This window comes from Paenibacillus sp. MER 99-2, from assembly GCF_023714095.1.
GTDB lineage: Bacteria > Bacillota > Bacilli > Paenibacillales > Paenibacillaceae > Paenibacillus.
On record NZ_JAMAUZ010000006.1, the window covers coordinates 142,412 to 160,439 of the forward strand.

Here is an 18,028-nt window from a genome sequence, read left to right on the forward strand (position 1 = left end):
GCCTTGTCCCGTTTTGTATGTCTCGTGTCAGATTAGAACTTGTACTATTTCTGTTCTGGCTTAGATTCCAGAATGGCATAGCTGCCAAGGGTGGCAAGCTGTGCTGTATTCAGCAATGATTCATCCACTGCAGCCAATGCTTCACCAGCGGCTGTCATCAGTTCATCTGAATTAACAGGTGAAGCGAACCGTAGGATGACAGAAGTCTCCCCTTTTTTCAACTCTGTCTCGGCCTTGGTTTTATATTCGCTAATGGATGCGACTTCAAGGTTGTTCTGTACATAATAATCGTTGCTGTCACTCTCGCCTTTGAACTGATCCAGCTCGGAATCCAGCCAATAGTCTTTATCCGCTACCGTCTTCTGACTCAGAGCCGTTTCGTCATTGGCATTGTATAAGAAATAAGGGATTCCCGAGTTAGTCAGGTTATTGGTCGCATCGACATGTAACCATTCGTTTCCGATTTTGACCTTATTCCATGCATGAGGCACGCCGCTGGAGGTTCCAGTGACAACGATGCTTTCCAAATCGGACAGGTCTGAGAGCAGCTTGTATACGGAAGCATAACTTGCACAGACGCCTACACCTTTCACCAAAATACCGTACGTCGTAAATGAGTCATTATACTGTGCATCTACTTGCTTGAAGTTGTTCTGCTCCGCATTTTCTAGTGCGGCATCATCATATGTCGCATTGTCATTGAGATAATCATAGATCGCTTTACGCTTCTCATCATCGCTCATGCCTTGTTTGATAATGGATGCAACAACCTCTTTGGCTTTTGTGATGATTTCGCTCTGTTTTCTCTGGATATCTGCCGCCGATTCTTCGTAATAAATGGACAGGGTAAGTGTACCGTAGTTGTATTCGAAGCCTTCAACCCCAAGAATCAGCGGATTCTGGTACATTACTTTCAAGACAACATCCGAGAGCGTGGTAAAATTCTGGGCTTCAGGAAAAGCTTTCAGTGAGATTTTGTCTTGAGCGGCAATCATATTTTTAGCTAAAACTTCCTCAAGTGCAGAATCTGCATTGATGAAATCATCACCGGTAGCAGGCTCCGGCACGATCTCCTGATTGCCTTGTTCAACATTTTGCTCGGTATTAGACTTTTGCTCATCTATAAGGTTTTGCTGGGAGTCTGTCTGAGTATCTGTCTCAGCATTGGTATCTGGAGCAACTGTCTCGTTTGAAGTATCGCCAGTAGATTCATTTGCCGGTTCTTCAGAAACTTCTTCCGTGCTGTCATTGGTTTCCGTTGTTGCTGCTGCTGAAGAGTCTGCACTATCCTCTACAGCGGGTGTCTCATGATTATTAATAATCGTTGGTACATCAGGTGCAGGTACGTAAGGAGTATCATTTTTGGGTTCAACGAGTCCATTGCTGGAATCGGCCACACGTTGCTGTGTAAGCTTGTCTAGATCCTCCTGAGTGACATTCTCTACGCGTACGTAGCTTTTAAGTGCTGTTCCTTTGATGTGAAAAGGAATTTCGGTTTCATTGAACTCTGAAATTTTCACATTAGCTGTATCATAGACAAGCGTTTCACGGGCTAGTGTACCATCATTGTACTCTACCGTAATTTTCTGAGGAAGCAAGGTAACGCTGCTAAATGTATGGAGATAGAGTTGTTCTTTCAACTCGGACGGTAACTGCGATGCCAATGGCGCTGTAGCAACTCCATTACTGAAATTGGATTCTTTGCCTTCACCCAGTGCGGTTACGTAGTACTCGCCCTGAATACCGAAATTTTGATGCGTTGTAATCATGTCATTATGAATACTAAGGCCGCCTTGCCCATCTTTCATAAAATCATTAAAGGTCGTTTCGGTTGTCGTTGCGATAACCAAAGGCGTGCTCTCGCTGTAAGCCTCTTCTGCACCTTGCAGAGGAAGATTGTATGGATCGAAAATTCTACTGCGGTCAATACGTTTATAAATTTTATATTGAGTGGCGCCTTCAACCTTGTCCCATACTAAAGAGAAACGTCTATCTTTATCGATAACATAATTCAGTTTAGGAACAGGTAACTCCGATTTCACCGTAAAAGGAATGATGAGTGGTTGATCGAGCAAAGTAAGCTTTTCCGCATCTGGATCATAGTTCAGACGGATATAATAGATGGGAGCGCCACCCCAACCACTGTCTCCAGTCGTCATCATTGCTTCGGAACTTAGTACTCCCCAGCCTAGTGGTTTAATCGATACGCTGTCTCCATTAATCTCAGGAAGAGCATATACTTTACTGGCTGTAAGTCCTTTAATATCAGTATGTACAGAAATAATATCATCAGAAGATAGTCTTGATTGGCTCAAATCTGCTTTAAACTTAAACGTAAATTCTTCATCCTGTGCTACGTTGTACATGGGCATCATTGCTTTGTCGGATGCCGAGCCATACTTTTCTTTTAAGCTTAAAATGCTGGAGCCTTGCTGTAATTCGGTAGGTTCATTCTCGGATGGGCTGCTCTCCTGATCATTACTCTGGCAACCGGCGAGGAGCAGGGTGAGTGCGAACATAATGAAAAATAGTCGTTTCATGGTACACCGCTTTCTACTTGTTCTGATTTTCTACGTTTGTCTTGGTCGTTCTACATGAGATTCTATCTACCGATCTATATACTAATAAGCCTTTCATCCGAAGATGTGCATAGATGGGTAAAACTCGTTTACGATCCTCTTACCATCAAAACCTCCTATTAATTCCCTAATATCTTTGCTAGTTTATGGTCATAATGGCTTATTGTCAAGGCAGGTATTGAGGGTTCTGAGACCTATAATTAGGCAAAATGGAGTAGTTTTGTTTATACGTGAGGATGTTAAAACAAAAAACCAACAAGAGACCTTTCTTATTAGATAAGCGAGGCACTTGTTGGTTTTGTATGGACTACCTTATATATTGAAGCTTTACTGTGTGTATTGCTTAATCCGATACCAATACGAATAGGCATCGGTATACCCCAACTTGGCATATAGCCGCCGTGCGGGGGCATTGTTTTCAACGACTTGCAGATAGCTTGACACTGCGCCATGATTTTTACCCCAGTGCAACAGATGCAGAATCATCTGCTCCGCCAGGCCGCGATTACGGTACGTTGGTTCTGTAATAATGTCATGCAGTCCGATTACTCCCTGCTCAACCACACCAAGCCCGCAGGCCGCCACAACGCCATCAACAGATAGGGTGATGAAACCTGTCTTTGCGCGCACGTTGAAGAGCATCTGTGTCATCGTTTCCCTGAATTCCTCGTTGACCGCATTCAAACGACAGAAATGGTTCAACCATTCGTCAGTTAGCTGCTCGTCGATATGTACCTCCAGATGCTCAGGAGCTTTTAGTTCCTCCAGATTTCGAAGCTGTACGATCGTCCGATCAATGACGACATAACCTTTATCCTGCAAGAGCTGATCTAATTCTTCTGGCTGAACAAATGGTGTGATTTTGAAAATGGTACTTAGCTGGTTGGACGTATAGAGTTGCTCACAGGCTGTGATTTTCTCATGTACATCCAGGGTAGAAGGGTAGATCGCTTGAACCGAGTTGGCTCGCTTCGTATATCCTTTGGCAAAACGCAGCACCCATCCGTCATACAGTGAGGTTGATAAAGGCTGCCAGTGGTTGAGCGTTAATTCTTCAATATGCCGATGCGTACACTCTATTGCATACATTTGGTTCATCCTCCCAGTTTAATGATCAAATATATGTAAGAATTGAATTAAATAATAATACATAAAAATAAATAAAAATTCAATTGAGATCGTTCGGATGTTAAACATCTGATTATTGGTATACAATCTGTAGGATAGAGTGAAATGCAGCAATAACAAGTAAGGATAAACAAGAAGTTACAAATAAGAAGTTATATCAGTAAACAAGCATCGGTAGACAGCTTAAGTTGCAGAAATGGAGTACAACATGATTACTATAGAGATTCAGGGACAGATCATTACATGTCATATCGAATATGGCAAACGAAAAAAAGCTTCCATCACGATGGACTTGCCCTACATGGTCACCATTAAGGCACCTAATGGCACCAGTGAAGAGGCGTTAACAGCACTCGTGCAGCAGCACGGAGAGGTCATCCTGACCAAATCGGCGCTCATGCAACAGGCACTGGAAGGCCCTCAGGCTAAGGAGTACGAACAAGAGGGCAAGGGAGCATTTTTACATTTTGGTAAGGAATATGCACTACATGAATTAATCCCTGTCGAGGGATTGGGGGAAGAGGAGCTAAGAGCGACGCTGAAGAAGTTCTACTTTAGTGAATGCAAAAGAGTAATTGGGGAGCGCATCATCCGCTACCAACAGGAGTTGAAGGTGAAGCCGAAGTCTGTAGATATTGTGGAATCTGCCACGAAGTGGGGAAGTTGTAGTTGGGACAAAAAGCTAACCTTTAACTATCGCCTAGCTATGGCACCATATGAGGTCATTGATTATGTCATTATCCATGAGCTCTGCCACATTCATCATATGAATCATGACCGCTCGTTCTGGCGTCGTGTCGGCAGCATTATGCCTGATTACAAATCGAAGGAAGACTACCTGATGAGACATGGACGAGCGATGACGTTGTGAATTACAATGAATCCAAATACCCGTACCACGAGGTTTACTCCGTGGTGGAAGGAGTTAATGATGCCAGATAACACCCCATTTTCTGTGCAGGTGGACGAATATATTATGGGTTTTGCACCTGAGGTGCAGGCACGACTTCAAGCGTTAAGGCAGATGATCCGGGAAGCAGCCCCGAATGCGGAAGAGAAGATCAGTTACAAGATGCCCACGTATGCGCAGCATGGGAATTTGGTTCATTTTGCTGCATACCAGAATCATATTGGATTCTACCCAGCTCCTAGTGGGATCACAGCATTTCAAGAGGAACTCTCCATATTCAAAAGTGCGAAGGGATCGGTTCAGTTCCCGCACAATCAGCCTTTACCCGAAGCGTTGATTCGACGAATTGTTGAATTCCGGGTGAAAGAGAACGTGGAGAAAGCAGCAACGAAGAAGCAGAAGAAGTAATAAACCCACCTGATCAAAGGAGAGTTTAGATGAATAAGGCCTTAATCGTACTGGATGTACAGCAGGGGATTGTACGTTTGCGTGACGTATCAGAACCAGTTGCCAAGATTCAGTCTGTCATTGCTGAGTTTGAGGAACGGGACTGGCCGATTGTATATATGAAGCATGTAGATTACAAGCAAGAGGGCTCGTCTTTGTATTATAAGGAGCATGCCAATCTAGAGATTGTGCTCGATACGAAGCAGCACCCTGTGCTGGAGAAGAGCAAGCCGAGTGCGTTCAGCAATCCGGAGTTAAAGACATGGATGTTGGAACGGCACATCGAGCATGTATGTATTGTAGGGTTCAATACGGAATACTGTTGTCTGTTCACAGCAATTACGGCAGAGCATGAAGGTTTCCAGGTGACCTTGATCGAGGATGCGACAGGCACTGTCAACACCGAGGAGACGTATGAGATGAAGGGATTAGACATACAGGACTTTGTCGGCTCGATTCTCAATTGGTCTGGGTGTATTGAAGTGTTATATGTGGATGAGTTCAAGGAAATGTACACCTAAGTTTATTTATCAAAAGATTTCTGCCACAGATTCCTGACGGAATGGATATGCATCATTACAAGAAAACAGTCGGACATGCCTTCAAGGCTTCCCGACTGTTTTTGTTGTTGATCAGAGCGTTGCTCTGTCATCGGAGTGGTTCGTGTAAACCAGTTGAATCTAGTTAATTAATATAGTAGGTCACGTTTGAGTTGCCGGCCGCTGTAATGAGATAGGTAATATCATCGCTGACCTTCATGTAGATGTTGAGATCGGAAGCGGACAGGTTAGGGAGTGTGAGACCGAATCTACCACGTGCATCTACATTTACAGTGACTGTTCTGATATGGCTCTCATCGGGTGATGGTCCATAGATCTGGAAGGTGAAGGTTTGGTTAGCATATTTCAACAGTGTCCCATTAATCTTTAATGTACGGTCTGCTGTGTATTGGAATTTAACTAGGAAATTATCCAAGATATCTTGGGGATCAGGTTCCTGTGAACCTGGGTCTACCCCCGGATTCGGTTGTGTCTTATTTACAGAGAAGAATCGGGTTTGATACGTAATCTCGGCATTGGAGCCGTCTTTCTTCTTCAGACCTGTAATTCGGATGTTAAACGTGTCATTTTCTTTCAAAGACTGAATCTGATCTGGACGGAAAATGATAGCGTAATTGTATGCATACGAATCGTTATTTACATTAAAGTATGCCCCTGAAGGGTCAGTGCTGTTCTTATGATTGGCTCCTAATACCCACGTCCGTTGATCTGATGAGCGAACAACCTCAACTCGTACATTCGATTGGGAAGGCTTCGCGAAGACATCTGGGTTCAGTTGTACGGACCAAGCTTGAGAGCTTTTGAATGCTTCAATCGGAAAGTCCCCTTTATTCGGATACAAGCTGTAATTATAGTTTACCTTTTCCGCACGGCTGGTATCGAAAACTTGCATGGTACTGAACTGGTTGGCATACGACTTGTTATCACGGTACGCAACACCGAATCCGGTCTTCTTCAATTGTGTGCTCAAAATCCAGCGGCGATGACCTAGTGCAGCAATGTTGCTCGCATCCGAATCATCCATATAAGCCTCAATACTATTAACTGCGACATTTCCTCTGGAGCTGTAGGCCGCAAACAGATTGGAGCTTGATGCCGACTTGGCACCTAAGTCGTAAAAGTCCTTTGGCATGTCCACCGGTTGAGGCGGATAATGCGACAGCGCCGATGTAGAGATAACGACTGCTCCATGTTGTGCTTGATGATTGAGCGCAGCATCTAGAACGAGATCCCCCTCGAGTCCTGACAGGAAACGATAAAAGTTAGCTGCATTCAGAGCGTGCTCTAAGGAAGCATCACTAATTTTCCCCGCAATATAAGGTGCCATAGCGGAAGGTGTCTCAGTGAATGTCACGGATTTATCTTTCTCACTCATCCATTCATTCCACTTCTGAGTAATCTCTTGCTCGCTCCGCTCCGGTAACAAACTGTCGATAGGAGCTGCCGAAGCCTGCTGGGATGCAAACAAAACGAGTAGTAGACCTGCTAGAGGTACTGTTAGTAACGAACGGATGTAGCGTTTTCCATTAAACATGTTTCAATCTCCTTTTTTAATTATAAATTTTAATATTATGTATCTAATGGTTATTATCGACAGCAGAGGTATCTTTCGTTAGCTTTGTTCTCCTTAAATTCAGCGATTTTTCAGTTAGAGCCCTTATAATACGGTTCGAATCCTGTAATGGAAAAGGAGTTGTGACATGTTTAAGGTGATTCATCAGACGCTCTATCTCATTATGGCGTTATGTATTGGGCTATTTATCGCTTCGTCCTTCTTTCTCCGGGCGCAGTACAATTACGCCATGTATGGAGATAATCCCATATTAGAGACGCAGCAATGGGATATATTCATTCCAATTATTATCGTACTACTCGTATCTAGCATCCTGCTCTACAGGCTCTGTCTGACATTGGATAAATTCCGCCCCAAGGTTGTCATTCCTGTGGTGTTACTTTGTTCGTTTGTCATTCAGGTGGGGATTATTTTCCTGTTCCCGCGTGTGCCTACAGATGATTCACAGACTGTACTCTCTCTGGCGATGAATATGCTCTATGATCAGGACTATTCCTCGTTTGAGACGGGTGGATATCTGCATATGTTTCCATTCAATTTCTCTATCGTGCTGTATTTAAAAACGTTGCTCTACTTGTTTCCAGACAATTATCTGGTTATTAAGCTATTTAATATTTTCTTTTCACTCGTAACGACCTATATGATCTATCTGATCTATAAACAATTGAATCGCAGATCCACAGCGCGTGATTATGGCATTTTAATCTTTGCAGCGACGTATCTTCCGTCGTTATTTATGAACAATCTGATCTATAACGATGTGATTGCGACCGCATTTTTTACAACTTCCTTACATTGCTTGATCCGATTTACGAAAAAAACATCGTGGAGCATGTTGATCATAGCTGCTGTTCTATTGGCGATCGGTAACTATTTCCGAAGTGTGGGTGCGGTCATCCTGATTGCTGCTATTCTGTATATCCTGCTTAACTGGCGCAATATTGGAGTCAAAAAAGTTATAGCATCCATCGGCATACTGTCTATTCTATTTAACGTTCCAAGCTGGACGCAGAATGCAGTGTTGCAATCGACGCATACCGTTGAAGGATCCGTGAATGAGAACTCGGCACCGATCTACATGTGGCTCAATATGGGGATTAATCTGGAACGATTCGGATTCTGGGACAATATGGAGAGTTATCGAATCTATCAGCGAGAGGCGAACTACAATCAAGCAACAAGTGTAGAGCTATTTAAGCAAGAGATTGAGAGGAAGTTATCCGAGGCAAGCTTAGGTGAACTGGCGGAAATGTACTATAAGAAGGTCATATGGACGTGGACTGAGGGTACCTATCAGATGGATCGATATGGAATCGGTAATGAAAGTGGGACGGACATGGGAAGAGGTAGAGGTGGGGGTGCAGGAATTGCAGGCTCCTACAGTTATACGAATCCAATGACAGAATTATTTGCAGGAGATTCGCCGTACCGAGTTGGTGTGTTATGGATCGTATATGTCATGAACTTCTTGATGTATTGTTTCATCCTGATTCGGGTGATCGGTGCGATACGTGCCAAGAGATACGATGAGGTTTCGCTGATATTAGTGATTCTAGGGTTTATCGGATTCTATATCTTGTGGGAGATCAAGTCGAGGTATATTTATCCGGTATATCCGCTGCTCATTGTGCTGTCCTACATGGGATTCAAGGATGTATATGACTTCGTATTTCGAGGAAAAATCGACTGGAAACCAGCTTCACAGACTTCCCTAGGAAAAGGGTGACCGTATGCATAAACGTAATAGAACTACATCTTATATATGGATGATGCTTGTATGTTCTGTCCTTTTGGTATCCTGTGATGCCATTACGTCTCAGCAGATTGCAATGCCGAGTTCCAATCCAGGTATGACTGGATTTCCTAATATGAATGGCGGCGATGGAGGTATGAACGGTGCGCCTAATGCTAACGGAGGTTTCAATCGAGGTGGTGCTGGCGGAACAGATTCAGATGCACGTACAGGTAACCGGGAAGCCATGCGGGGAGGCATGATGAATGCAGATTCCATGGGCAAAGTGATCTCTGTCGATGGCAATGTAATCACCGTGGCATTATTGGAGCCGGTGCAGAACGGACAACCCTCCAGTTCGAGCGACAACAGTCAGCAGGGGAGTTTTCCAGGAACTAACATGGAAATGAATGCTACGGGCGTGGAAATGAAATGGACGGTGAATGATGATGTGACCATTACTAGAGGAATGGCGATGGGGATTCAGGATAACAATTCAAACGCTAGTTCGGCATTACAGTTGTCTGATCTCAAGCAAGGGGATATGATCATGATCTGGTACCAAGACAATACGGAGAAGATAGAACGGATTGTGATCAACGCTTTCTAAATGTTGAAGATGTTACATGCTAAGTGTTGAGGTAGTGAGGCGATTTTGTAATTGCTTACATGAAATAGTTGGATTATTATAGAAATAACTTTGTTTATCGAAGGGAGTGAGCGTCATGAAACGACGGGCTAAGATGAACCCAATGACTACAACCATTAAGGTGATTATGAACTGAATAGATACAGCAGACATCGGGGGTTAGGCTGCGGCAATAGGCTGCTCAGAATTCCATCGGATGGCTGCTGACCATAGGGATATAACTGCATTTTTTTCCTGGTGCTGACGAGGTTTATTTGTTTATGCATACTTCTTGTACACCACGAATTTTAAAAGCCGCAGGCATAGCCTGCGGTTTTTTGCGCGCATAAATAGCCATTCAACTCGGCGTTGGCTCAATGAAACGATCTATTGCAGGCAATAGATGCTTGGAGTCAATCTTTTGACCCAGTAAGCCCAAGAAGTATTAACAAAATCAAAATGAGGAGCTAGATGCCCATGTTAAAATTAAAATATTTATTCCACAACCATGATCTTGCCGAGATGATATTGAAGCAATGGGACTATGATGCTGAGTCGCTGGATATGTTCCAACATTACCGGATATCGTCGAATGCGGTGTACCCGTTCCGATTTCAAGAGGAGGTTCGGTTGCTTCGTTTTGCACCTGTGGACGAAAAGGATAAATCAAATATAGAAGCCGAATTAGCATTCCTGCATGAGCTTCACCGACATCAATATGGAGCGCTGGAGGCTGTTCCGGCACATAACGGGGAGGAGCTTGTTCAGGTTCATACACCGTGGGGGGCCTATTATGCATCGGTGTTCAAGCGGGTTCCAGGGATATCACTTGCTCGTGTTGAACTGGATGAGGGGATTGTTCACGGTTATGGTCAGGCACTAGGCAAGCTGCACAACGTGTCCCGTCAATACGTGCCAGAGCATACGGGTCGCTGGACTTATACAGAAGTGCTGGATTGGATGCAAGGTGTGTTAGAGGAGTTTTCGGATGAGACAGAGGCTTTGAATGAGGTCAATGCTGTGCGAACAGTGTTAGCATCATGGCCTGTTACGAGGCAGAACTTCGGTCTCATTCATTATGATTTTGAACTGGATAATGTATTTTATGATCAGGCGAATCATGCTTTTTATGCCATTGATTTCGATGATGCTATGGTTCACTGGTATGCGATGGATGTGCAGCAATCATTGGATACTTTACAGGAGGAGATTGAGCCAGAGCACTGGGAGCGTATGAAACAATCCTTTATGCGAGGATACTGGTCTGTATCCGAAGAAACGGTTGATATGGAGACGATGTTTCCGGTATGTCGCCGCTTCGCCAACCTGTACGGCTATGTACGTATACTTCGATCTACCTCTCAGCAATGGGCGCATGAGCCTGAGTGGATGTGTGGATTGCGGGAGAGGCTGGAGAAGTCATTGGTAGAAAAAGCGAAGTTATTCGCTCAACCGCTATCGTAGAGTTGTAGGAGCTGCAATGCGTACGTAGTATGACTACCTTATCAGAGTTCATAACGTGTAAATAGCACCAGCTAGTCCCCACAAGCAGCACTCCTAAAGCAACATGCTAAAGGCAACGTATACTTTACTTTCATGAAAGAGCGCAGGTGAACCCACATCAGGGTAAACCTAGCGCTCTTTCATATTATGTATCGCCAAACTGCCAAACTATGATTCCGAAGCATGAATGGTTAGATCGAAATCGGGTTTGCACATGTAGCTAAGGGGATAGAGATCATCCCTGGCAGAGATTAAGGCACGGAAATGGAGCGTACCGTAGCGTTGACCGGTGGATGATGTAGTGGAGTAAGAAACAATCTCACCTACTACAAATACGTCTTCTTCATTTGTACATCGATAAATGACATTATTCGGATTGCGCACTTCTTCAGCGTATGCATACGTCATTACGTGAAATGTCCGACCACGCCAATTGGTACGAATCACTTGATAGGATTGTGTCTGCACAAGGTCAATATAACGCTCCAGTGGGAACGTATGCTCAAACTTTGTAATGTACCCCTTCTTGTCTACATCAATGGTAAATTCAACATCATAACTTTTCCCAAATTCCTCTTGGTAGGTGCCTTCCATCATGGTCATTTTATCGAAGCACGCGCCATATTCAGCATCATCCACGTAGGGGATAGCGATTCGTTCAGGATCAACCACAGTGGTGATCTGGCTGCTGGAGCAGTCTACGTCCAGTGCCTCTGGTTGAAGTGCAATCTTGCCAATCGTAAATCCAGTACCAGCTTCGCAAGTTATCCGCATAGTCATCTCCCTATTCAGTTATTAGTGATTAGACGAACGGTAGTAGGAAAGGTTGCGAACCAATAAGCATATGTCACGATGCCTGGAATGAATTGGAGAGCACAGGCTCTGACCAGAAGTTATAGCGACATCGTACTGTTGCTCCTTACTCGTAGAGCTTACTCTGGCAGCCTAACCATGTGCTGTTCCCGATATTGCTGTGGTGTTATACCGAAATGACTCTGAAATTTTTTATAGAAAAAATTGAGGTTGCTGTGCCCTGTACTGTTTGCAATTTCATAGATAGGGCGATCTGTATTGGCGAGCAAGAATGAGCAGTAGTTAAGCTTCTCACGTTGGACAAGCTCCTTGAAGGATTGGCCTGTTGTTTTTTTGATCATAGTGGACAAGTAATTGGGATTGAAGTTGAAGTGTTCTGCGGTGGATGTGAGCGTACAGTCCATATAATGTTGGTCGATGTATTTCAATATTTCAATGATGGTCACTTTACTTTGGGTCAACGTGCCTGGACGATTCGTGTCATATTGGAACACCCGCAGCAGCTCATAGAAGATCAACAGCATATAAGAATTCATGATATCGGAAGAGCCTAATGAGGGCTCATAGTACTCACAGAGCAGTTGTCTCATCAGGAGTGGGACGTTGGTATTGTTCTCTGAGTGAAAAATAATGTACCTGTTGTGGTTCTGTCGATCAGAGATCGCATTGCCTAGAAAGTGGGATAATATGCCGTTGTTCGACAGCTTGCTTAGAAATGAAGAGGTGAAATACTCCTTACGAATCAGGATATTGATGATGATATCCTCTTCTGATGTAGGCAGAATCGCGTGCGGAACACCCGTATCGACAATGCAAATCTGCCCTTGTTTCAAGGTGACCTTTTTCCCATTAATAATCTGCGAACATTGCCCTGAATAGACAAAGCTTAGCTCAATAAAGGTGTGAATGTGAGGTGGAACCTCAGCAAAACGTGTGTGCTTAGATATCATGATATTGTCTTTTATTGCTATGACATCTGCAAATACGTAAACTTCCTGCCCTTCATAGTTTTTTTTATCTATTAAATTGTAGGAGGAAGATAGAGCAGCGGCAGCAGGTTGAGCCTTGTAACGAATTTCGCTGTCTGTAAGCGTGCGAAGTTTAACATCTAATTGATCGTGATTCACATGAAGCACCTCCTAGCGGACTCAATAATTGATGCAACCATAACATCTGTAATTATGACAGTCAATATATGCTGTTTTGATATTTCGACGTTAGATTGAAAGCGCTATATTGGAAATGTAGTTTTGGATTATGCTTTGTTTTGTTTTATATATGCCCGATTCACTAAAAAAAGTGATGAATTATGCATGATTACCCCGTTATATCGTAATGGTTAATTTTTCAACTATATGAAGTTTTGATACTTATAATCATTTGTGTTAATAATTTGGTTGGATGCAAGGCGAGAGGAGAGAACTCGATGAGAAAGCTAACTGAGGTATTGGAAAAGAAAGAGAGTAACTATATTCTGCCCTTCTTCTGGCAGCATGGTGAGGAAGAGCATGTACTGCGTGAACATATGCAGATCATTGACGAGAGTGGCATCAAGGCTGTGTGTGTAGAATCACGTCCGCATCCGGACTTTGTGGGTCCGCGCTGGTGGACAGATCTGGACATCATCATGGATGAGGCACGAGAACGCAACATGAAAGTGTGGATTTTAGATGACTCCCATTTTCCGACGGGGTATGCCGCGGGGAGGATCAAGAGCGATTATCCCCAGTATCAGAAGCAATTTCTGAAAGTCCATCAACAGGACTTTGTTGGTCCACAAAATCAGGCAGGCATAATGGTGAAGTGGGCACTGCAAAGACCAGGGCAGAGAGGCATTAGTGTTGGTATCGAGCAATTGGATTCGGATCAGGAGAAGAGTGAACAGCTGGAAGCTTTCTCGGCTAAAGATCGCATTGTAGGTGTGGTGGCGGCTCGCAAAATTGCACCCGATGAGATCGATCCTTACTCACTCATTAATCTGACTCCCCACTTGAATGGGGGAACCGTTCATTGGGATCTGCCTGAAGGGCGCTGGAGAATTTTCACCCTGGTTCTAACCTATGAGGGCGGTGAGCAGGCAACGGAAGGATATCTGAATCCGATTGTACCAGAAGCAACTCAGGTTCTGATTGACACCGTGTATGAAGCGCATTATGAACGATATAAGCATGATTTTGGCTCGACTCTGGCTGGTTTCTTCTCTGACGAGCCGCGATTCGGCAATATAAAAGGACCGATGGCGTCCATCGGACGTCTAGATATGGTTTTACCATGGCGAGAGGATCTTCCTGAGCTGTTAAAGGAACAGCTTGCGGATGAGGATGTTATTCGCTTGTTACCTCTATTATGGGCGAATGCAGGTTCAAGAGGTCATGAAATACGCTATCACTATATGAATCTGCTCACGGCGTTGTACGCAGAGCATTTCACAGCAAGATTGGGCGATTGGTGCAGGGAACATCGTGTGGAGTATATCGGGCATGTCATCGAGGACAATAATGCTCATGCCAGATTAGGTTATGGAGCGGGTCACTTCTACCGGAGTTTATGGGGACAAGATATGTCAGGCCTAGACGTTGTGCTGCATCAGATCTTGCCGGGAATGGATGATGGTTACTTCAAGTCCTTTACCTCCACGGGATGGGACGGTGAGTTCTTCCATTACGGATTGGCGAAGATGGGAACCTCTCTGGGACATCTCGATCCGAAGAAACAAGGGCGTACGATGTGTGAGGTATACGGCGCATATGGGTTTGGGGAAGGGCTTAAGCTGATGAAATGGCTTACGGATCATATGCTTGTCAGAGGTGTGAATCACTTTGTACCCCATGCATTCTCACCGAAAAAGTATCCTGATCCTGATTGTCCACCACATTGGTATGCGAATGGGCATGATCCTCAATACCGTTACTTGCCAACGCTCACACATTATATGAATAGAGTTAGTCATCTGTTATCAGACGGTGTGCATGTCGCACCAGCAGCAATTCTGTACCATGCCGAAGCGGAATGGTCTGGCGAATATATGCTGTTCCAGAAACCAGCGCGAGAGCTTACACAGCATCAGATTGATTTTGATATTGTGCCTGCTGAACTGGTTATATCGGCGCAAGCCTCGGATGGGAAACTTCAGATGAACGGCGAACAATTCTCTGCTCTGATCATTCCATATGCAGAGGCGCTGCCAAGTGATCTCATGGCACAGTTGCTTGTCTTCGCGGAAGCGGGATTGCGCGTGTACTTCGTGCAAGGGATGCCTGAACGCAGCAGTGAAGGCGAAGATGGTACAGCAGTCTTGTCAGCCTTGGCACAGCATGAGCGTGTTAGCATCGTTGGACTGGATGAACTATCTGCTCGGATGCAGAGGGAAGCTTTGCATGAAATTTCTGTATCAGAGTATCAGCCATACCTGCGCTATTATCACTACCGTCATAAGGACGGTGATATCTATATGTTCTTCAATGAAGATCCAGCACAGTCGTTAGAGACAACGGTTGAAATACCTGTGCAGGAAGGATTAAACGAATGGGTGATCTATGATGCCTTTGCTAATACACTCCGCCCGCTTCATGTGCGTGTAGATGGTGCGAAACATACGTTCACTCTGCGATTGGATAAGTATGAATCGGTGATGATTGTTCAAGGTTCAGGAGTAATGAATCAGATCACAGCTGGTTTAGAGACGAACGGAGCTTACGAGCAGGTACAGGAGATTACAGGAACGTGGAATATCTCTTTGGCGAAAGCGATGCAATACCCGTCCTTCACAACCTATGGGCAGGCTGTAGAGCTAACTTCTCTCGCTGTCCCAGAGCGACGACCGGACTTCTCAGGCACCGTTCGATATGAGATTGATTTTGATCTACATGAGGTTCCTGACCGCGCACGACTAGTCATTAAAGAACCATATGAAGTGGCTCAAGTTTGGTTGAATGGTTATGACATTGGAACACGAATTTGCCCGCCGTACGCATATGAAGCAAGCGGATGTCTACAATTGACGGGCAATCGACTTGTCATCGAAGTAACCAATACTCTGGTGAAAGAGCAGCAGGATTTCCTATCCCAGTTCCTAATTCAGGAGCCAACAGGGATCGTAGGTCACGTTTATTTACAATACTGAAAATGGATACGGAATGAACCAAAATGTGAATGGCAGAATGAATTTACCTTCACGTAGGTTCATTCCGAATCCCCCTTAAGGAGTGATTAGGCATGGATCATCGTCAACTGGCAACGGATGTGTTACGCAGTGTCGGAGGCAAGGAGAACATCAATAAAGTTACTCACTGTGTTACCCGTTTGAGATTTGAGTTGAAAAATAACAAAATCCCTAATGCTGAGGAAATCAAGAAAATGGATGGCGTGCTCACTGTCATTCAGCAAGGGGGGCAATATCAGGTTGTCATAGGAAATCAAGTTGTGCCTGTATTCAACGAGCTGTCATCCCTTCTAGGGGACCTCGGGGAGTCTAATTCGTCCGATGATGTACAGGGTGAGAAAAAGAATCTGTTCGACCGCTTCACATCGATGATCTCCGGTGTATTCATGCCAATTATGGGAGCGCTTGCAGCGAGCGGTATTATTAAAGGTTTGTTAGCCTGTCTGTCTGCGTTTGGTGTTCTAACTGCCACGGATGGAACCTATATTGTGTTAAACGCGATCGGAGATACACTGTTCTATTTCTTCCCCGTATTTTTAGGCGCCTCTGCAGCGAAGTACTTTGGTCTTAATCAATATATCGGTATGGTTATTGGCGGTTCAATGGTATACCCTTCATTGCTGAGTTTTGTAGGTTCCGAGCAGCAGTTGACCTTCCTTAGCCTTCCGATGAATATCATGAATTACACCTCATCCGTATTTCCAGCGATTGTAGCAGTCTGGTTCGCATCGCTGCTGAATCGCGTAATTGAAAAGCGTATAGCTCAAGGCTTCCGTTATTTCCTGGCTCCATTCATCGTGTTATTAATAACTGTTCCACTAACCTTATTTATCATTGGTCCTGTAATATCGTACCTCAGTAACGGGTTAGCGGACATTACTACAGCCATTTACAATTTTAATCCTGTTCTCGCTGGGCTTGTATTGGGTGGACCTTGGATTCTAATTGTTATGTTTGGATTACATTGGGCATTTATTCCGATCTTTATTAACAATATGGCAACCATCGGCTATGACTCCGTTATGGGCTTGCTCGCAGCCAATCAGTTTGCCATGGCAGGAGCAGCGTTGGCTTTTGGACTGAGAGCCAAAGATAAACAAATGAGAACGTTAGGTATTTCTACGGGAGGAACTACTTTGCTAGGTGTGAGTGAGCCGGCGTTGTACGGGGTGTTACTTCCACAGAAAAAACCGCTAGTTATGGCGATTATCGGTGGTAGTGTGGGTGGAGTCATCGGTGGAGCTTTCTTGTCCAAGGTATATGCCTTTGCTCCATCTGGCGTATTTGGTATTCCAGGTGCCGTCAACCCGCAAGGTGTTGATGCGGGGTTCTACGGTTACGTTTTGCAGATGGCGGTAGGTCTTGTTGTGGGCTTCATCTTAACGTATTTGTGGGGATATAAACCTCGGAATGTATCCACCAAGTCAGAGTCAGACACACATGGAGCAATAGCAGATGCGGAATCTGTAAAAGAAGTTCATGCAACACAGCATAGTTCAGCTTCAGTTCAGTCAGTAACGGCGTTGACAGTGCATAGCCCACTGTCTGGTCAGGTAGTTCCACTTGCCAATGTGGCTGATGAAGCTTTCGCAAGTGAAGCAATGGGCAAGGGAGTGGCAATTATTCCGTCCGCGGGAACCGTTGTCTCTCCGGTAGATGGCGTAGTAGCAACGATAACCAAGTCCAAACATGCAATTGCTGTCATTGGTAACGATGGGGTAGAGGTACTCATCCATGTCGGAATGGATACTGTCAAACTGAAGGGTGAAGGCTTTACTCTCCATGTGAAGGAAGGAGATCAGGTTCATGTTGGCGATGTGTTGATGGAGGTCGATTTAGTGCTGATCCAAAATAAAGGCTTTGATATCGTTACTCCAGTAATCATCACGAATTCTGGCAGCTATGCATCAGTGAGTGGATTCGAAGCGGAAACAATTACCACAGGGACACCAATAATCTTAATTAAACCATAGTTGATCTGGTAGGTCGGGTA

At 44.5% G+C, this 18,028-nt stretch carries 13 protein-coding genes; 8 read left to right on the forward strand and 5 right to left on the reverse strand.

Annotated features, from left to right (window positions below):
- Window positions 1-44: 44 nt before the first annotated feature.
- Both M3636_RS22115 and M3636_RS22120 read right to left on the reverse strand, forming a co-directional pair.
- Window positions 45-2,540 carry a transglutaminase domain-containing protein gene (locus M3636_RS22115; protein ID WP_251384040.1) on the reverse strand — a complete coding sequence of 832 codons (2,496 nt, stop codon included), beginning with the start codon at window positions 2,538-2,540 and terminating at the stop codon, window positions 45-47.
- Window positions 2,541-2,906: 366 nt separating this feature from the next.
- A complete protein-coding gene (locus M3636_RS22120) occupies window positions 2,907-3,668 on the reverse strand; it encodes a GNAT family N-acetyltransferase (protein WP_128100353.1) in 762 nt (253 codons plus the stop codon).
- 250 nt (window positions 3,669-3,918) lie between these two features.
- Here M3636_RS22120 and M3636_RS22125 point away from each other — a divergent pair, with 250 nt between their 5' ends.
- Genes M3636_RS22125 through M3636_RS22135 form a run of 3 tightly spaced genes read left to right on the forward strand, consistent with a single transcriptional unit; the run spans window position 3,919 to window position 5,585 of the window.
- Window positions 3,919-4,578: a M48 family metallopeptidase gene (locus M3636_RS22125; RefSeq protein ID WP_440131389.1), complete on the forward strand. Its 660-nt coding sequence runs from the start codon at window positions 3,919-3,921 to the stop codon at window positions 4,576-4,578.
- A 60-nt stretch (window positions 4,579-4,638) separates the two neighbouring features.
- The gene (locus M3636_RS22130) at window positions 4,639-5,025 is read left to right on the forward strand and encodes an iron chaperone (RefSeq protein ID WP_251384116.1); all 387 of its coding nucleotides are present in this window, start codon (window positions 4,639-4,641) and stop codon (window positions 5,023-5,025) included.
- A gap of 29 nt (window positions 5,026-5,054) precedes the next feature.
- Entirely contained in the window at window positions 5,055-5,585 is a 531-nt protein-coding gene (locus M3636_RS22135) for an isochorismatase family protein (RefSeq protein WP_128100355.1), read from the forward strand.
- 163 nt (window positions 5,586-5,748) lie between these two features.
- On the opposite strand, the gene M3636_RS22140 is transcribed toward M3636_RS22135, so the two are convergent.
- A complete protein-coding gene (locus M3636_RS22140; protein WP_128100356.1) occupies window positions 5,749-7,158 on the reverse strand; it encodes a CAP domain-containing protein in 1,410 nt (469 codons plus the stop codon).
- Between the two features lie 166 nt (window positions 7,159-7,324).
- On the opposite strand from M3636_RS22140, the gene M3636_RS22145 reads away from it, so the two are divergent.
- The 3 genes from M3636_RS22145 (at window position 7,325) to M3636_RS22155 (ending at window position 11,021) form a co-directional block, all read left to right on the forward strand.
- Complete coding sequence (locus M3636_RS22145) at window positions 7,325-8,923, forward strand: glycosyltransferase family 39 protein (RefSeq protein WP_251384041.1); 1,599 nt, start codon at window positions 7,325-7,327, stop codon at window positions 8,921-8,923.
- Between the two features lie 4 nt (window positions 8,924-8,927).
- Window positions 8,928-9,539, forward strand: coding sequence for a hypothetical protein (locus tag M3636_RS22150; RefSeq protein WP_251384042.1), 612 nt, complete (start codon window positions 8,928-8,930; stop codon window positions 9,537-9,539).
- A 495-nt stretch (window positions 9,540-10,034) separates the two neighbouring features.
- Complete coding sequence (locus M3636_RS22155; protein ID WP_251384043.1) at window positions 10,035-11,021, forward strand: phosphotransferase enzyme family protein; 987 nt, start codon at window positions 10,035-10,037, stop codon at window positions 11,019-11,021.
- Window positions 11,022-11,228: 207 nt separating this feature from the next.
- Here M3636_RS22155 and M3636_RS22160 read toward each other — a convergent pair whose 3' ends face one another.
- Together M3636_RS22160 and M3636_RS22165 are read right to left on the reverse strand one after the other, a co-directional pair.
- Window positions 11,229-11,834, reverse strand: coding sequence for a hypothetical protein (locus tag M3636_RS22160; protein WP_251384044.1), 606 nt, complete (start codon window positions 11,832-11,834; stop codon window positions 11,229-11,231).
- Between the two features lie 158 nt (window positions 11,835-11,992).
- Entirely contained in the window at window positions 11,993-13,000 is a 1,008-nt protein-coding gene (locus M3636_RS22165) for an AraC family transcriptional regulator (protein WP_128100361.1), read from the reverse strand.
- 299 nt (window positions 13,001-13,299) lie between these two features.
- Between M3636_RS22165 and M3636_RS22170 the strand changes: the two genes are divergently transcribed.
- On the forward strand, window positions 13,300-15,996 hold the full coding sequence (locus M3636_RS22170; RefSeq protein ID WP_251384045.1) for a glycosyl hydrolase: 2,697 nt from the start codon (window positions 13,300-13,302) through the stop codon (window positions 15,994-15,996).
- Between the two features lie 92 nt (window positions 15,997-16,088).
- Entirely contained in the window at window positions 16,089-18,008 is a 1,920-nt protein-coding gene (locus M3636_RS22175; RefSeq protein WP_251384046.1) for a beta-glucoside-specific PTS transporter subunit IIABC, read from the forward strand.
- The last annotated feature ends 20 nt before the right edge of the window (window positions 18,009-18,028 follow it).